The following is a 15,360-nucleotide window of genomic DNA, read 5'->3' as shown; positions in this document are numbered from 1 at the left end:
ATCACCCCTTCCCTTTTCGTCTCATTGGTTTGTTGTTCGTATAAAGGGCATAACGTATGGAGTCCAGAACATCGTCCCATTCCTTAACCGGTTCGCCTGTCTTCTGATTCCAGACATACATAAAGATTTCTTTTTTAAACCGGTCAACTTTATCTGCAACGACAAAAAGCTGTTCTTGCTTGAACAGCCGTGCCACTTCCTCTATACCGGATACAACTGCTTTATCAGCATTGATGGCCCGAAGTTTTTCACGTCGGAAACGAACAACATGTTCTGGCCGTGCTGTATCACAATAGAAATTAATGTTGCCGTATCGCTCTTTGATGTCCTTTGCTACCTTCACCCAGTAGTCAATCTCTTCGTGCTGCTTGGAATGTTCTTCGAGCAAATAAAAACACCCTTGGTCATCTTGTCCGATTACGACAATAGAACCCGAGTGCTCATATCCCCAGTCAACGCCAGCAAAGTATTTTGTAAACCTGCCCTGTTTCTCTTTTAACTGGTCTGAATTGATATAGTGCTTGTCTTTGTTGAAATCCTTGTATATTACGCCTTCTGGAGCAACCCAATAGCCGTAAATGTCCCGGTCTGTAAACATGCCGCTCGGTGTTGAAGCAACAATACTTTCGACATACTCAGGATCAAGAAAGTTGTTATCGAATAATGAGAAGTGAAAAGATCGGATATTCAGCCGGCCATTTTTCAGCCGCTGCCCGTCTTTGTCGATATAGTCCGTTTTGACGGTGTGCATCGGGTTTTCAGGGTTTGTATCCATCATGACCATTGCGCCTTTATAGGAGCAACGAGAAATGACTTCCTTCACGAATGAGTCATGCAGGGCCGTCGCTTCGTTTAAGAATGCGCCAGCTGATGTGAAACCCCGCGCCTTTTTCCAAGAGTCTGCATTTGCTCCATCAAAGCAATAAACACGATTGCCGAATATCTCAACTGCATTGGCTTTATCGAGACGCAATTCTTTCCCCAGGATCAGCTCTAAATCATTTAGGATATTCCGCTTTATAGAAGCCTGAGTTGCCCCGCCAATGATAAAAGAAAGCCCCATGTTTTGATATTTGCTGATGTGCCCAAGGAACGTCAAAAGGAGCACGAATGTTTTCCCTGCCCTTTTCGCCCCGCTGCATATTAAGATTTTCGGCTGCTCTTCAATAAAGCTATTCCATACCTCTTGTTGCTTGGAGTTAAGTTCCATGAGGTTTCACCATCTTCCGCAACATGGCAGCAACTTCATTTTCTTGAGAGTTTCCGTTATCACCGTCAATATCTTTCTTCGCCTTCTCGATATTCAAGCGCATTTGCTCCAATTTAAGGCGCCGTTCATCTTGTTCATGGGCCAGCTGATCAAATTGCTTTATCAAGCTCCGGAGCTCACCCATTGCCCGAGACTGAGCGTTCAGGAATGTTGCATGACGATCCCAAGCGAATTGGAACTCCCATTCTTGCTCATCACCAAACGCACCCGGCTTCTCTTTTTTCAAAACTTTGGTCATGTCATCCTTATCCTGCACGAACATAATGCGCTGCGCCCGGAGAATAGCTGCATATTGAATCTGTATCTGATCCCATATCATATCGGCAGGCGAACGTTCCTGAATCTCTTCCATGATTTCAAGCGTCTCTTCTGGCAAGAATTTAGAGAAAAAGCCGTGAGTCACAGCATTTTGATTCCTCTGTGGTGCGCCGCCGTTATTCCCGACTGCATTTTTGTTGCCCGGTTGCCCGCCTTTTTTTGTGTGCACCCTTTTTTCAGAGGGTGCACCCTTTTTCCTTTCCCAACCATGCCGCTGTTTCCATGATTTAATGGTGTTCACTGACACTCCGTATTTTTCGGCAAGGTCCTTGTATTTCATGCCTTTGACGTAATCCTTATACGCCTGAATGTGCTTTTCGGTCATCTACATTCACCGCCGCCCCCTTCTGATTCGTGTTGTTTTGGAAAAGATATTCCCTCTAAACCACCACCGTGCTCAAGCCGTTAACCGCCAATTGTCTATCCTGAGGCTTACCGGAAGCAGTTTACAGGGAACAAAAAAAGCACCCCGTAGGATGCTCTTTCGCTAATTTATTTCATTGTATAGAAGCTTTTTTGCTCTTCTTCTTTTTGCCCTCTTGGCGTTTTCGGAGAGATTGTCTCCACTTTTGAAGATATAATACCGACTGTTACTGTTACTAATGCACCGATTAATGCTACGACTATAAGTATTATGAAATATGACAAATTTCCCCCTCCTATTCAGATAATTATCCAAATAGTCAGGAATTTGTCTATGATTTGCAGAATTTGTCGAACGAAACTGTTGAATAAAACCATATTTTGTCGGGGATATTAATTTGTACGCAATACCGCTGCTGTTTTATCACCCGAATTCACTGTGTAAAGTCTCCCAGTTGAGTTGATCCTCGCTTATCGTTGGGAGGTTTTACTCATTGTACGAAATTGGTGGTGACGCAGGAATAATCCGCCGCGCCGATCCTGCCTCCCATTTTACACCGCCGATTTAAACGAGTTCAAATATTGCAGAAAGTTGGCTTCTTTGACTTTATTGACGATGTTGCCGATTATGGCTGTTTTGATCTTTCTGATGGTATCCCGGGAGCAATCAAGGTGGTTTGCGATAGCAGTGTAGCTCATGCCCTCCATCATGCAATCATAAACGATACGGTGCTTTTCTTCTTCGATGTGTTCCATGGCGTTGTCCAGGTAATGCACAATAGATTCATATTTGTGAAGCCGTCTTTCTCTTCGGTCCATCTGTCGCAATTCTGCCTGACTGACGCCTGCTGATCCCCTTGGCATGCCCGCTTCATCCCCGTATGTTGCAGTGAGCTTTGTGCTAATAAAGTCTACTTTGTTCAACACACGGTTGAGCCTTTTGATCTCCCGGAGCATGAATTTATAATCACGAATCCATTCCTCAATCTCCCATGCAATCATTTGATCTGTCATATTAATTCCTCCTTTACTTTCTGCGTTTATAAGCGCCGCTTTTGCCACGTCTGAGTGTTTGCACGTTCGTGTTCATCATTGATTGCCAGAAACGATCTGATCGCTCCTGTTGCTTCTGTGATGGTTTCTTTTTGGACTGTTTCATGTCTCATCACTCCTTTCACCGTTTGTAATCGCGATAGGCATCCAGATAGTTGCGAAATAAAAAACGGACACCAAACAAACAGCGATAATGCTGTAAGTTCAGTGTCCGCAGGCTTTCCGTCTTGGACTTCTTTTTTAATTTTGAATAATTTAACTCATTAATACAGAAAATACATATGATTTTTTTAAAAAGGAGCATCAATTATGGCACTTACAAATGACTTCATTATTTATTTGTATATCAAAGGTAACGCTTTTGTTGATAGATATCATATAACTGTTAATGGTGAGGAAAAAACTAGAATGTTCCCTGCTAAGATTTCTCAGACCTGCCACGAAGACGACACCTTTGATAAATGTTATTGCAGACGAGATTATGTTGAAATTTTCAAAGTACCTCCGCATCATGTAGCGTTTAACTATGCTGTTACTGCAACTGATCCCCTTGGTGGGTTACACAAAACTAATGCAATACCTATAGATCCGTCTCATTATTCAAAAAGGGCTTTTATTAAAGTTAACATCGTTCCAATTGATGATGGTAACTTTACATTAAAAGAATCAGACTAAGACTACCTCCGAGTAGGAAAACGAGTTTTCAAGCCGCCTCACATTGCATGAAAGTGAAAACCGGACACTGAATTTACATCATTAGGATATTTGTTCAGTGTCCGCAGGCTTTCCGTCTTGGACTTATTTAGTTAAAGCAGCACGTATGTAGCAATGGTGCCGATAATAGATGTGATACATATTGCTGTTAAGTGATTCCTCAGCTGTGAATCCTTATCCTCGCCTATAACTCCTATAAGAGAGATTATCATTACCAGCAAGAGAGCAATTTTAAATGCTATTATCACTTGTCTTCCCTCTTCTCTATATACTTATCAATATCTTTAAAGTAAGCCGCAGCCGTGAATGAAATGATTGCCCCGATCAAAGCAAGGTTCGCTTTCATGTCTGGCCGGTAATCGTGTTGGAAATAGATCCAGAATCCGCATCCCATCAGCAGAAACAGTACCCTGAGAATCATAGGTAACTCTCCATCACTCAGCCTCGCTTTTGAGTGCGTCAATTTCAGCCTCTGCATCCTCAGCAGAGTATTTCAATACCTCGTCTATGTCATATCCGAAACGAATGAGTTGCAAATGATCTGATGTAAGATGGTCGGGCAGTTGTCTACTCGTTGCCTTTGGTTCGTATGTGACATCTTGATTGATAACAAGTCCATTCCGCTTCCCAAGTGACCATAGAGCTAGATGCCTATCAAATTCCTCAGATGCCTCGACTGCCGATGTTCCTACAGTTTGAAATCCTACTTTCACAGTCATTTTTTCTTCAAAATTGTAAGCTTTCATGCTTTCTCCTCCGTTTCTTTTTCCCCTTGATCCCACTCATCCTTAAATTCATCCAAATAATCGGTTACGCCCTTAATAGTCTCAGCGCCCTCCTTAAAAAAATCCTTCTCGCACTCTTCGCATAAAGGCGGATGAATAGGCAACCCTTTACAACCGCACTCGTAACCGTCACAGCATGCATCTGTCGTCTTTCCGCATTGGATACACGGTACTGTTTCATTCATTCCGCGCCCTCCAATAACTCAGGATTTTGATAAACATCGCCTCTGATGTCGCATTCATCCCAAGCTATACAATCATCAAAATAAGTGTGATTTTCGGGGTATTTCAATCCGAACCGACCATCTATATAAACAACGATCATCGGTTCATTATCTATCATGTCGATGTCGTATTCATAAATCATTTTTTCGTTCTTATCCTTCAACCCTGTTCCCCACATTAATACCGATCCTTCCTCATGACTTCCTGTAATGCAATTCTGGAAACCGTATCTATCATTACGCCACAAAACCCACTGAGTACCGATAATTCCCAGACTTAGCCCTTCATCATCCCAATAATGCATGTTCTCGCCGTCCCAAACTCTGTATGCTGTGTTCATCAATACCCCTCCTGCTGCCGTTGATGATTGACGGCGTTTTTGTCCATGTAAGCAGCTTCGATCTGTTCCCATTTAAAGCCGAGCTTGTTGCCTAATTCAAAGAACGTTGTAAACAAGCTGATATATGTCCGCTTTTCCACATTGCTAAAATGGAATCCATAAGCAATGGATAACAAGCAGGAGAATGTTTTTGCTGTGTCAAATCCTTTGTCTGATATTAAATGCTGTACGACTACATCATCTATGGTGTCAGTGTCATTCCAGCCAAGCCGGTTTCCAATGCTCAAGATAAAATGCAGGCAGTCCACGTATTCCTCAAGCAATGGATTCGATTCACCTATCTTTCCACTACCGTTACAGTCCTGGCATTTTGAATACGGTTCAGCTCCCCGACCTTCCAGCAAGCTATCTAAATTCATTTGATAATTTTCATCGCCAGTGCCTTCGCATGTTGGGCAAAAATGCTCTATTTTCGTACGTGGCTCCCTGTTATTACTCCAATGCTTAAAGCCGCGCCATTCATTGGCACACTCGGCCAGCTCCACTTGTAAAGCGAGAATAAGGTTTGGCAGCAAGTCCTGCCCCTCAAGCCCCTTCTCTTTGATGATCCGATCATCAAGCGCCTTTTGCATTTCGAACATTTTTTGTAGATTCATTGTCCGCTCTCCTTTGCTCTAATCTTGTACCGTGTTTTACAACCCTTGCTAACTTGTTTCAATTCAGCAGTGAAACAGTCGAGACAAATATTTTCTTGTTTTCGGTGGTCGCCAGTGTTTTGTTTTAGCTGTTTAATATCTGATCGAAAAGCTAACCTTAAAGGCTTTTCAAAGATAGGCGAAGTATTTTCATGAGTATCCAATCCACATGTTTCACAGCATAATTTATTCACGCTATTTCCTCCTCAACGCCCATGCTGCAGCCGCATTTCGGGCAGCATGCATCTGGGCGGATTTATATATTTAAACTAAGTTCACAAATTATTAACAAAAATTCCCTTGGATATTTTTTCATTTCATGTAATAATACAGTTGTATTAAAAACAAAGGAGTGTTTAAAAATGAAATTGAAAAAAGTTTTAACTGGTTCTGCATTGTCCCTTGCTTTACTCGTTTCCGCTGCTCCTGCTTTTGCTGCAACCCCTACTGTAGATAGCACTAATCAGAAGGCAGTAACTCCTCAAGCTGAGATAAAAACTATCTATCTCACAGCTAACACTCGCGGAGAACTTGCCGATGTAACAGTATTTGCTGGGGTTAAATACTATTTAAAAGATGCCTGGCAGAACAATGACGGCACATGGACTGGCTTATATCAAGGTTGGTATTAAAAGTGTCTGAGAGATAAGAGGTTTTCCTCTTATCTCTTTTTTGTGGACAACTCCTGTTCCCTTTCTGATTTGCAGTAATCACATTCAGGGCAGCTGTATTCGATCATTTACTATTCGCCCATTCATCAAAGCTGTAGGCGTAATCAACACTCTCTATAAACCCTATTTCTTTTGCCTTCTGACGGATTTTCATACATCCTTCATAGCTGTAAGCCCAAATTTCTTTATAATCTCTTAATTCACCGTATTTCCCTGTGATGATAAAATGTCTAAAGCTATTGATTAGCTCCCACATATTACCGCCATGTGAAAACCCATTTGCTCTATAGCCTAATTGGTACGGATAAACATCTTCCCCTGTGTAATCGTCAACGAAGAACAGCTTTGTTCTAAATCTGAAATACGCTACCCGATCCTTTGACTTACAATAGAAAATACGTCTGTCTATGCTTGCGATAAGCTTTATCAGATCATTAATATCGTTCATGCGTTTTATTTGCTCAGTTGTCGCCATACCTTAACCCCCTATCCCCGGAAAAACTGCAATTCCAAAGAATAAAACCAAAACCATCGCCCCAATCAGCCAGCCATTTGTCTTGTCTCTTTTTGCAATAATTGCGTCATTGCCTATCATTTTCAGATCATCAGCCTGAGCAACGATCATAGGCACTTCCTCGACATTAACCTTTAAGTGTTCGGCCGCCTCGTAAATGGTCATCGCTTCGTCTTTCGTAGATTTGACTGCCCTCTGCAGCTCAACTTGTAAAGGGATCATTCTTCTTCCCCCTCGCAAAAGCATTCGCTTTCTTCATGTCCGCACTCTTCACAAATTCTTTCAACTTGCCACCCCTCAAAATGATAGTGAGGCAATGAAAAGTATTCCTTATAGCAACTCGTGCATGTTACAATTCCGTCACTGTCTGAATCCCAATTAGAGTAGGAATCTTCTTCTGTATAATCGCAGTACGGGCAAGTTTGTTTATCTGATAACTCATTCATTTCGCATCACCCTCCAATTCGTTTTGGGCAACTGTTATCGCAAAATTGAGATTGGTAATGATCTTCTCTAAAGCCTTTTTGTATCGTTTCCTATCTCCGCTAAGATGCTGAATCTCTTCTTGTGCCTGCCGGAACTGATGAACCGTTACTTCCTGCTGGCGCTTGTTTTCCTCAATGATTTCCTGCTGCTTAACAGACAGTTCAGCTTGCTCAATAAGCCAAGCAATTTCATTCTGCGGAATGTATGTCAGTTTTTTTAGACGTTCAATTCTCTCTTTCATGTCCGTTCCTCCCCCGCAGGGGAAAGCCCCTGCTATTAGAATTTGTGGCCGATCCTATAATCTAAACGAGACAGACCGCCCTTAATTGTTTGAATGATTGTTTCTCCGTGTTCTGGGGCTTCAAGGACATGTGCAGTGCCCTCATTCCCATCTAAAATAAGAATCTGTATTTTGCCCGGCTTAATTGCCTGTTCAATTGTTATATCTTTGCTTAAATTAATTTCCTGTGGTTTGTTCACCTAGCGCGCCCCCTGTGCATGTGCTATGATAGAAGTACCAGTTCATATCAGAGCATCGGGGCCAAGCGCTTCGGTGCTTTTTTGTGTTTATTAGTGATCCGGTTTCCATCCGGCCATCGTAAATGCTGGTGATGGTTTCAGATCCTCCCGGTAGACGATCGGATGTTTCTTCACGTATTCTGCCAGCTGTTCCGGTGTCATCTTCCACTCTTCAACCGGTCCTGGCTTGTAAGGATTGGATGCTTTGCTGTTCCATGGTATCTACCTCCTGAATTGATTTTGGGAATTTCCGTGCCGCCGAGCTTCTTACAATCAGAACCCATTCGGCTGGCGCATGCCTTAAACTGAGAGCAACGTGTCATACAGGCCATGAGCTTATCTTCTTCCTGCACCCACAACGGCCGATCGTCTGCGATTACCACGTTTAACAGTGGACTTTCCCGCCTTTCTTTTGAGTTTTTTCAGCTTGTCCAGCTCGATGAAGCCGAGTGACTTATCCAGAGCCAGCACCTTGAGTGGCGTATCGTAAAGCCGCTCATACAACTTGCGTTTGATGGCAAATTCCTTTGTTTCCACGCCCTTGATGTCAATGATCTCGATGCTGCCGTCAAGGTTATGAACCTCAAAGTCTGCAATATATTCAATCTTCCGAAAAGTTTTGCCGTTCTTTTTGAATGCCTCTTGCAGCAGGAACCGTGGCTGTAGCTTAAAATCTTTGATCTGCCTACTCACCTTGAGCCATTTAAGCTGCTCATAGTATTTGGCTTCGGCTCGGCTGTCGAACGTGATGCCGTCCACCTGTGTTTTTCTGGCGCCGTATTTATTTGCTGGCATGTGAAGCCTCCAAAAGTTCAGGATCTTCATAGATATTGCCGTACACTACTGAATATTTTGCAGTTGTCTTCAGACCTTGTGTTTTATATCCGTTAATTAAACCTTTACCGTTATTATTGATAACTTCGTATCCCCAGCCCTCATCAATCCAAATGACCTTAACATATGAAGTGTGAAATCGACCTGTAGGTGTTTTTCCGAAATTAGTATATAATTCACACGTTTCTTCCAAGATATCTCCCTCATAAATCTCCCGACCGTTCTTGTCCTTTAATCCGGTGTATTGCATTTTGTGGCAAGTCAGAAAATAATTAAATTGATCACAACCCTCTGCATTTTCTGGAATTGAATAAGGTATGCCCTCTGGTGTAATCCCTACTTCATAGATCATCTCTTGAGAGTTTTCATCCCAAGCACGAAACTTGATTTCCCTCATTATCCTTACCTCCCGTCATTTTCTTCCCATCGCTGAATCTGCTTTTCTTTTGCTGGTGCCGTCAGTATGATGGCCGGCAGCAGTATAACCGCTTTAAGCACTGCGCATCAGCTCCATTTGTCTGATCTTTTCCTCAAGCATCCGAATAGCCGGTGTGAGGTCCTTGCCGCCCTTTTGTTCAGCAGGCCCGAACAAATATATGCCCATGGATCCTATAACGTTCGTTTTCTCGTTCAATCCCAATCACCCAATCTATGATTTAATTCCATCCGGTTGCCCTGAATGATCACCGTGTAATACTTGCACATCTGGTAAATCCGTGACCCGAGCGCCTCGTCAACGTCCAGCAGATCGTCCGTTGTGAGCTCAGAAGAGACAAGCAGAGGCTTATGGTTCAGGTAGCGATAATTCACAACTGACTGGATCTGTTCGACTTGCCATTCGGTTGCCCTAGGCTTCCCATCAACTGGCTTGAATAAGTCATCAATGAACAGCACATCTGCTTTTCTCATGGCGTTCAGCTTTGTTTCAAGCTGGTCAAAGTCATTTTTCAGATCACTCATTCCCTCAACGTAAGGAAAGTACAGGCAGTAAGTGGATTTCTTCTTAATGAGATTGTTCATGATGGCCGTTAACAGATGCGTTTTGCCGCTGCCCGGCTGTCCCAGCAGAGCAATGCTATTGGCACGCTCTCCCTTGATCTTTTCAAAGTCTTTGAAGTATTCGACCGCACATTCATAGGCATCTTTGATCATTTGGGGCTTACCGTTTAATTTGAAGTTGCCGAACAGCAGCTTTTCGAATTTTTCTGTAATGCCGCTGGCTGCCATGAGCTTCGCTATTTTCTTTTGTTTCACACACTCACATTGTTTGGAATACGTCGTTTTCCATTCCCGAGCCTTATCCGGCGTGCAAACCTTTCCTGCAAGGTAATCATCTTCAAGAACCATTTCATCAAGTGATAGGCTGTCCAATGGCTTGTGTTCTTTTCTCAACCGCAGCTCAGTGTCTTTGTGGATGCGGTAGATCACAACGCCGCGATCCTTGCACTCAGAGCATTCATATTCAACCTTTTCTTCTGATGCGGCCTGTTCTGTTTCCCAGGAACGCGATCTTGCTTGTAGACCCTTCATCATTGCTTGGAACGCTGTGTCTATACTGACTGCTTTGTTTATTGCCATACTGTTGTTTCTCCTTTCTCTTTGGCTTAATGGGTTGGAGAGGATCGCCTCAATGTAGTTCAAGCCAACGTTGCTGCCTTTATTTCTGAAGGCTAGTTTCATAGCCTCCATGACCTTCTCTTCGCCGTAATCATCCACCATGTAGCCGATTCTTTGCGCCTCAATGGAGCCGATAGAACGAGCGACCTTATTTTCAAATAGCTCAAAAGCATTTTTCATTTTTGGATCAACCTCCTGTGTTTCTTGTGCTGGCGTTTCGTCCTGTGCCGGCTCCGATTTCTTCCCGTAATTCTTGGTGTTTTGAAGCTTTACATAATCAACAATGGTGACAATAATCCCTTTGTTCTGCTTCAAGCGCCTCGTTTTAATAAAGCCTGATTCTTCTAACTTACTGAGCGAATAACGCACCTTCTTTACGTCAATGGAAGCTTCTCTCGCCAATTCAGCAACGTTGATCATCGCTTCTCCAATCTTTAGAGATCCAAATGGTGCGAAAGCAGCCTCTTCGAGTAAGCACATATAAATCATCTTTTCGCGCCTGTTTGTAAATTGGCGAGAAGGGACAATAACATAACCCCAACCTTCCATATCCATGCCGCTCACCTACTTCCTTTCACACAGGGCTGTCAGTGCCTTAAAATCTATTTCTACCAATCTGAGAGACGGCTCGTTTGTCTTGAGAAAGTCAGTGACATACCTGGTGTACAAGTCTTTTCGCATATCTCGTCGGACAGTCTTCACAAGCCAGACATAACAGTGGGGGATAGGAACCTTGATCACTTCCCTTTCCATCAGCTAACCAACTCCGAAAAATGTATGATGCTGTTCAGTTGATTAGTGGCACGGCAATACTTGCATTTTTCACACCGTAAGGGCTTCTCTCCGCCGTATTTAACCTGAATAATGCGCTCCATTCTCTTTTCAATTTCTTCGAGCTCTACTTCCATTCGGCCCTCGTCTATATTGATAACCGCTTTGTCCGGTGGGTCTTCTTTAGACACTCCAACGATCAGGGGTTCAAGCCATTCGTTACGCCCTGTCATCCGTTTTTCAATTTCTGCGTAAAGCGCCATCTGAGCGATGTATCCGTATGCCTCAACAAATGAGCAATATCCTATTTCCGGGTCCCAGACTTTCTCCCGCAATGACCTTGCTGTTTTTAGATCGGAGAAACGGCCGCCAACTGGGTTGTATACGTCCAGCTTTCCTTTCCACGGAACACCGAACAATTCAGCAGTTACGATGACTTCCTTTTCTCCTTGAAGAACAAACATACAGAGATCATCATGTTGAATTGCCTCAATCATCAAATTAGCTAACTGATACTGCTTGTACAGTTGGCCTTTCTGAGTAAATAGTGAAGGTGTGTTCTTCTTAAATTCATCAAAAGCCTGTTCACCTTCAAGCCAGGCATGAACGTATTGACCGAAGAGAAGGGCCTCCGATGTTGGGGGCGTCCATTCTCCGTTAATCTTTGCCATTGTTGCTGCCTCACATTGAAGAAAGCTTTTATATTGAGAGTTCGACATGTAGTATCTATCAATCTCGTTAGAATAATAGTTCTCCTTGTTTAGCGCCGGTAGCCGCATTAGCAGGATCACCCGCCTTTTCTTTGCTATCAACAGGCTTGTCGGCTTGCTCTTTTTGCTTTTTGAACTCTTCCTCAGCCTTTGATTTTGTTGCACCTGTAGCCTTGGTATTGAAGTGATCTTCCTTCTTTGCCATACCGTCACGAAGCGCTGTATAAATGCGGCCTATTTTGAGAAAGTCTTGCTCTGTGAATTCATCTAAATTGCTACCGATGTACTCCTGAATCATTTCCTTAGTAACACCAAACTCTTTTTTAAAGAGAGACAGCGCGCTTCTGAGACGATCTTCCAAAGGCTCTTTATATCCACTAATCAAAGTTTTTTGACACATATCAACCGCAGCATCGACAATGTCACCAGGTATGACACCGAGAATACAAGCCCGGACACGTCGAGCTCCTTGGTTGGCAACCATTTCGTAAATATCGCGTGGATCATCTAGTTTTGTGATCTTTCCCTTTGCCTTTCTTTCGTGTTTAGCGTTGGCAGCATGTAGCTCGACGGATGATGTCTCTACAGGGGGCAGTGATTCAAAAGACAAAAAAACTGAAGAGACTAAAGATGACGGCTCTAAAAAAGTCGATGCGAGCAAACAATCTGCTGAAGCTCTGGGAATGAAAGTTAACCTGGGCGATGTGAAAATCATGAAAGACAAAATAAACGTCGGAATAAACATTGAAAATACTACTGACAAGGTTCTGACATTCTATCCAGACCAAGGTAATGCAGTTATCGGCAGCATGCAATTATCTGCAAACATGTTCTTGACTGATGGAGAAGTTGGCGGTGATGTTCAAGGCGGCGTTAAACAAGAAGGAGTTCTTGAGTTTTCAGCTCCTGATGGTAAAGAAATCGATGTTGATAGTGTTAAAGAAATTAAATTGAACTTCGGTGATGTTACAACTGATGACTTCATGAATAACAAAGCAGTTTCAATCACAGTACCAGTTAAGTAAGGAGATTTTGAACTGAAAAGAACAACTGAATTTGTTTTAGGTCTGATTGGCGGTATTTTTGGTTTTATTGGAGCCTTTTTGGCGTTAATCGTTGGTGGTCTTGACGCCTCTTTTAACTCATCTGGCACAAGTGATATTATCGGTTTAGGTTGGGGCGCTATCTTTCTCTCCATCCTTGGTATTGTTGCTTCTGTAATTGTTAGAAAGAAAGCAAAATTGGGCGGAATTTTACTCATCATTTCCGGTGTCGGTGGTCTGATTTGTATCTCTTTATTCTACTTACTGCCTGCTGTACTTCTTATTATCCCTGGAATCATGGGACTCGTTAGAAAAGACAAATCTCAGACAACAGCAGCGTAACGAAGAGCCCTTCAGAGGGCTTTTCTTTCACACTAAAACAGAACATACATTCCCATCAGGTGGTGCTACTATGACAATTCAGTTATCTCATCTAGAAGAAGAAGTAAAGAAGATTTATACAAAATTGAATATGCTTACTCCTGAAGAGGTTGACATGGAACGGATTGCGGCTGCTTTTCAGATTTGGATTCACTATGAAAGAAAAGGCAGCAGCATGTTTTGTATAAATGGTCTTTATAGCATGGTTTTGGATTCAAGTGCTTCTCGTCAACAGCAATGGGAGGACTTTGTTCATGAACTCGGGCATGTGATTAAACATTGCGGAAACCAATTCAATATGAATCGTATGTTCCGCCAACTGCAAGAGTACCAAGCTAATAGTTTCATGTATCACTTTTGTGTACCGACGTTCATGCTCGAAAAGATTTCGTTGCCGCGCATGCAATCAGAGGCTATAAAGTTAATTGGGGATACCTTTAACGTCACATATCCTTTCGCAGCTAAACGGCTTGAAATGTACAAAAGAAAACAGTTTTCTATTCTCTGGCATCAAAAGCTCTATCAACTAAATTATTAGAACAAGGAGGTAGCCACATGGCTAGTATTGAAAGACGCAGTGAAAAATCTTTTAGGTTAATTGTCGAAAATGGTTATGACGCAAACGGAAAAAGGGATAGAAGAAAGAAATCGATTCGTATCGAAGATCCAAAAATATTAAAGTCTAAACGGAAATTACAGGAGTACCTCGAGGATCAGCTGCACCGTTTCAGAATTGAAGTAGAGGCTGGCGAGTATATTGCTCCTGAAAAAGCTACATTCGAATCATTTGCAGGGAAATGGGTTGAAAAGAAACTCTTTAATAAAAGTGGAAAACCTTACTCTTATAAAGCATCCGAAAAATACTCAACTCACTTACACAACCACATCCTCCCTGCATTTGGACATAAACAAATAGATAAAATAAAAACCTTACACATTGTTGATTTTATAGATGATTTATCTAAAGATGGGGCTCGAAAAGATGGAAAGTCTGGCGGGCTTGGTGATAGAACGATTCTTGATGTATTTCAAACGTTACAGGCAATCTTCAAGACAGCCACAGAAGAATGGAAACTCATTAAAGACAATCCTATGGAGGGATTAAGTCAGCCACATGTGGAACCAAAAGAAATGCAATATTTTCAGACTGATGAAGCAGAAGAATGTATCCGGGTTTTATACGAAATTGATATAAAATGGCGTTTGTACTTTTTGGGTGCAATGATCGGCGGTTTACGGCGTGGTGAAGGACTTGCCTTTCAATGGCACTTGGATGTGGATTGGAACAGAGGCGGCTTCTATGTAAATCGCTCAATCTCTAAAACAGTCAACGGACAGCCGCTTGTAAAAGCACCTAAATCTCGCAGCTCAAAACGTTTTGTTAAAATGCCAGATTTCTATATGGAGGATTTAGCAAAGTATTATCGCATGTGGAAGAAGGAAAAACTTATGCTCGGTGATGCCTGGGAAGGTGAGGACAATCAATACATCTTTCATAATGGAATAGGAAAGCCATATTACTACACTACCCCCACTGCAAAGTGGGCAAAAATAAAAAAGAAGTATGGACTAAAAGATATTAGGCTCCATGATCTGCGGCATACGATGGTGGCTATCCTTATAGAAGCCGGTGAAAATATGAGTGCAATTCAAAAACGTGCCGGTCACGCAAGTAGAAGAATAACATCTGATATTTACGGCCATGTTACCGAAAAACTTGAAAATGAGACAGCTCAATATTTTGATCAATTTAATCCTAATTTGAAGGTGAAAAGCAACTAAATGACCCCAAAATAAAATTTTGGTCCCCAATTTGTCCCCAATTGCTTTTTTGGGTAATTGGCTCTGTTCCTGACAAACAAAAAAACCCTTATAGAATAAGGGTTCAAAGGTATGGAGCCAAGGGGGCTCGAACCCCTGACCTCTACACTGCCAGTGTAGCGCTCTCCCAGCTGAGCTATGGCCCCGTATGTAACGTCATATTTATTATAGATGATTTTTTTTTGAAAAACAAGCTGTTCCCTCTTGAAATGTCAGAAAAAATAAGGCTC

At 42.4% G+C, this 15,360-nt stretch carries 26 protein-coding genes, 1 tRNA gene and 2 pseudogenes; 6 read left to right on the top strand and 23 right to left on the bottom strand.

What is annotated here, in order from left to right; genetic code table 11:
- Position 1: 1 nt before the first annotated feature.
- From JMN17_RS12270 to JMN17_RS12250, 5 genes are all read right to left on the bottom strand, one after another.
- The gene (locus JMN17_RS12270) at positions 2-1,210 is read right to left on the bottom strand and encodes a PBSX family phage terminase large subunit (RefSeq protein WP_202328183.1); all 1,209 of its coding nucleotides are present in this window, start codon (positions 1,208-1,210) and stop codon (positions 2-4) included.
- A complete protein-coding gene (gene terS, locus JMN17_RS12265) occupies positions 1,200-1,913 on the bottom strand; it encodes a phage terminase small subunit (protein ID WP_202328182.1) in 714 nt (237 codons plus the stop codon). Before terS ends, JMN17_RS12270 begins: the two co-directional genes overlap by 11 nt.
- Positions 1,914-2,080: 167 nt before the next feature.
- Positions 2,081-2,236: a hypothetical protein gene (locus JMN17_RS12260; RefSeq protein ID WP_202328181.1), complete on the bottom strand. Its 156-nt coding sequence runs from the start codon at positions 2,234-2,236 to the stop codon at positions 2,081-2,083.
- 267 nt (positions 2,237-2,503) lie between these two features.
- The gene (locus JMN17_RS12255) at positions 2,504-2,965 is read right to left on the bottom strand and encodes a sigma-70 family RNA polymerase sigma factor (protein WP_041850216.1); all 462 of its coding nucleotides are present in this window, start codon (positions 2,963-2,965) and stop codon (positions 2,504-2,506) included.
- Positions 2,966-2,978: 13 nt separating this feature from the next.
- Positions 2,979-3,110 carry a hypothetical protein gene (locus tag JMN17_RS12250; RefSeq protein WP_202328180.1) on the bottom strand — a complete coding sequence of 44 codons (132 nt, stop codon included), beginning with the start codon at positions 3,108-3,110 and terminating at the stop codon, positions 2,979-2,981.
- Positions 3,111-3,313: 203 nt separating this feature from the next.
- Between JMN17_RS12250 and JMN17_RS12245 the strand changes: the two genes are divergently transcribed.
- Positions 3,314-3,679 carry a hypothetical protein gene (locus JMN17_RS12245; RefSeq protein WP_202328179.1) on the top strand — a complete coding sequence of 122 codons (366 nt, stop codon included), beginning with the start codon at positions 3,314-3,316 and terminating at the stop codon, positions 3,677-3,679.
- A 283-nt stretch (positions 3,680-3,962) separates the two neighbouring features.
- Here JMN17_RS12245 and JMN17_RS12240 read toward each other — a convergent pair whose 3' ends face one another.
- The 5 genes from JMN17_RS12240 to JMN17_RS12220 are packed head-to-tail and all read right to left on the bottom strand — an operon-like array spanning position 3,963 to position 5,724.
- The gene (locus JMN17_RS12240; protein ID WP_202328178.1) at positions 3,963-4,139 is read right to left on the bottom strand and encodes a hypothetical protein; all 177 of its coding nucleotides are present in this window, start codon (positions 4,137-4,139) and stop codon (positions 3,963-3,965) included.
- 13 nt (positions 4,140-4,152) lie between these two features.
- On the bottom strand, positions 4,153-4,464 hold the full coding sequence (locus JMN17_RS12235) for a hypothetical protein (RefSeq protein ID WP_202328177.1): 312 nt from the start codon (positions 4,462-4,464) through the stop codon (positions 4,153-4,155).
- A complete protein-coding gene (locus tag JMN17_RS12230; protein WP_202328176.1) occupies positions 4,461-4,688 on the bottom strand; it encodes a hypothetical protein in 228 nt (75 codons plus the stop codon). Before JMN17_RS12230 ends, JMN17_RS12235 begins: the two co-directional genes overlap by 4 nt.
- The gene (locus JMN17_RS12225; RefSeq protein ID WP_202328175.1) at positions 4,685-5,068 is read right to left on the bottom strand and encodes a YopX family protein; all 384 of its coding nucleotides are present in this window, start codon (positions 5,066-5,068) and stop codon (positions 4,685-4,687) included. Before JMN17_RS12225 ends, JMN17_RS12230 begins: the two co-directional genes overlap by 4 nt.
- On the bottom strand, positions 5,068-5,724 hold the full coding sequence (locus JMN17_RS12220; RefSeq protein WP_202328174.1) for a dUTP diphosphatase: 657 nt from the start codon (positions 5,722-5,724) through the stop codon (positions 5,068-5,070). Before JMN17_RS12220 ends, JMN17_RS12225 begins: the two co-directional genes overlap by 1 nt.
- A gap of 401 nt (positions 5,725-6,125) precedes the next feature.
- On the opposite strand from JMN17_RS12220, the gene JMN17_RS12215 reads away from it, so the two are divergent.
- Positions 6,126-6,395, top strand: coding sequence for a hypothetical protein (locus JMN17_RS12215; RefSeq protein WP_063335578.1), 270 nt, complete (start codon positions 6,126-6,128; stop codon positions 6,393-6,395).
- A gap of 103 nt (positions 6,396-6,498) precedes the next feature.
- On the opposite strand, the gene JMN17_RS12210 is transcribed toward JMN17_RS12215, so the two are convergent.
- The 12 genes and pseudogenes from JMN17_RS12210 to JMN17_RS12155 form a co-directional block, all read right to left on the bottom strand.
- Complete coding sequence (locus tag JMN17_RS12210) at positions 6,499-6,909, bottom strand: hypothetical protein (RefSeq protein ID WP_202328173.1); 411 nt, start codon at positions 6,907-6,909, stop codon at positions 6,499-6,501.
- A 3-nt stretch (positions 6,910-6,912) separates the two neighbouring features.
- The gene (locus JMN17_RS12205; protein ID WP_202328172.1) at positions 6,913-7,170 is read right to left on the bottom strand and encodes a hypothetical protein; all 258 of its coding nucleotides are present in this window, start codon (positions 7,168-7,170) and stop codon (positions 6,913-6,915) included.
- A complete protein-coding gene (locus tag JMN17_RS12200) occupies positions 7,167-7,394 on the bottom strand; it encodes a hypothetical protein (protein ID WP_202328171.1) in 228 nt (75 codons plus the stop codon). The genes JMN17_RS12205 and JMN17_RS12200 overlap by 4 nt, the downstream gene beginning before the upstream one ends.
- Positions 7,391-7,675 carry a hypothetical protein gene (locus JMN17_RS12195; RefSeq protein ID WP_202328170.1) on the bottom strand — a complete coding sequence of 95 codons (285 nt, stop codon included), beginning with the start codon at positions 7,673-7,675 and terminating at the stop codon, positions 7,391-7,393. Before JMN17_RS12195 ends, JMN17_RS12200 begins: the two co-directional genes overlap by 4 nt.
- A gap of 35 nt (positions 7,676-7,710) precedes the next feature.
- Positions 7,711-7,914 (bottom strand): XtrA/YqaO family protein, encoded by a 204-nt coding sequence (locus JMN17_RS12190; protein WP_130573137.1) that lies wholly within the window; start codon positions 7,912-7,914, stop codon positions 7,711-7,713.
- A gap of 375 nt (positions 7,915-8,289) precedes the next feature.
- Positions 8,290-8,748 carry a DUF1064 domain-containing protein gene (locus JMN17_RS12185; RefSeq protein ID WP_202328169.1) on the bottom strand — a complete coding sequence of 153 codons (459 nt, stop codon included), beginning with the start codon at positions 8,746-8,748 and terminating at the stop codon, positions 8,290-8,292.
- Positions 8,735-9,184, bottom strand: a complete 450-nt coding sequence (locus JMN17_RS12180; protein WP_202328168.1) for a YopX family protein — start codon at positions 9,182-9,184, stop codon at positions 8,735-8,737. Before JMN17_RS12180 ends, JMN17_RS12185 begins: the two co-directional genes overlap by 14 nt.
- A gap of 93 nt (positions 9,185-9,277) precedes the next feature.
- Positions 9,278-9,391, bottom strand: coding sequence for a hypothetical protein (locus tag JMN17_RS12175; RefSeq protein ID WP_445291679.1), 114 nt, complete (start codon positions 9,389-9,391; stop codon positions 9,278-9,280).
- Between the two features lie 26 nt (positions 9,392-9,417).
- Positions 9,418-10,365, bottom strand: coding sequence for an ATP-binding protein (locus tag JMN17_RS12170; protein WP_202328166.1), 948 nt, complete (start codon positions 10,363-10,365; stop codon positions 9,418-9,420).
- A pseudogene (locus JMN17_RS12165) lies at positions 10,250-10,959 on the bottom strand (DnaD domain protein). The gene JMN17_RS12170 and the pseudogene JMN17_RS12165 overlap by 116 nt, the downstream one beginning before the upstream one ends.
- A gap of 197 nt (positions 10,960-11,156) precedes the next feature.
- The gene (locus tag JMN17_RS12160; RefSeq protein WP_313886379.1) at positions 11,157-11,954 is read right to left on the bottom strand and encodes a PD-(D/E)XK nuclease-like domain-containing protein; all 798 of its coding nucleotides are present in this window, start codon (positions 11,952-11,954) and stop codon (positions 11,157-11,159) included.
- Positions 11,914-12,435: pseudogene (locus JMN17_RS12155) on the bottom strand (hypothetical protein); the annotation flags it as partial. The gene JMN17_RS12160 and the pseudogene JMN17_RS12155, both read right to left, overlap by 41 nt.
- A 1-nt stretch (position 12,436) precedes the next feature.
- On the opposite strand from JMN17_RS12155, the gene JMN17_RS12150 reads away from it, so the two are divergent.
- From JMN17_RS12150 to JMN17_RS12135, 4 genes are all read left to right on the top strand, one after another.
- Positions 12,437-12,910, top strand: coding sequence for a hypothetical protein (locus JMN17_RS12150; protein ID WP_207194137.1), 474 nt, complete (start codon positions 12,437-12,439; stop codon positions 12,908-12,910).
- A 12-nt stretch (positions 12,911-12,922) separates the two neighbouring features.
- On the top strand, positions 12,923-13,270 hold the full coding sequence (locus JMN17_RS12145) for a DUF4064 domain-containing protein (protein ID WP_163226422.1): 348 nt from the start codon (positions 12,923-12,925) through the stop codon (positions 13,268-13,270).
- 70 nt (positions 13,271-13,340) lie between these two features.
- The gene (locus tag JMN17_RS12140; RefSeq protein WP_202328164.1) at positions 13,341-13,847 is read left to right on the top strand and encodes an ImmA/IrrE family metallo-endopeptidase; all 507 of its coding nucleotides are present in this window, start codon (positions 13,341-13,343) and stop codon (positions 13,845-13,847) included.
- A 17-nt stretch (positions 13,848-13,864) separates the two neighbouring features.
- Positions 13,865-15,091, top strand: a complete 1,227-nt coding sequence (locus tag JMN17_RS12135) for a tyrosine-type recombinase/integrase (RefSeq protein ID WP_202328163.1) — start codon at positions 13,865-13,867, stop codon at positions 15,089-15,091.
- 112 nt (positions 15,092-15,203) lie between these two features.
- Here JMN17_RS12135 and JMN17_RS12130 read toward each other — a convergent pair.
- Positions 15,204-15,276, bottom strand: a tRNA-Ala gene (locus JMN17_RS12130).
- Between the last annotated feature and the right edge of the window lie 84 nt (positions 15,277-15,360).

Origin of the sequence: Bacillus sp. RHFS10 (assembly GCF_016757475.1) — a bacterium.
GTDB classification, from domain to species: Bacteria; Bacillota; Bacilli; order Bacillales; family Bacillaceae; genus Bacillus; species Bacillus subtilis_G.
This window is presented reverse-complemented; position numbering and strand designations above follow the sequence as displayed.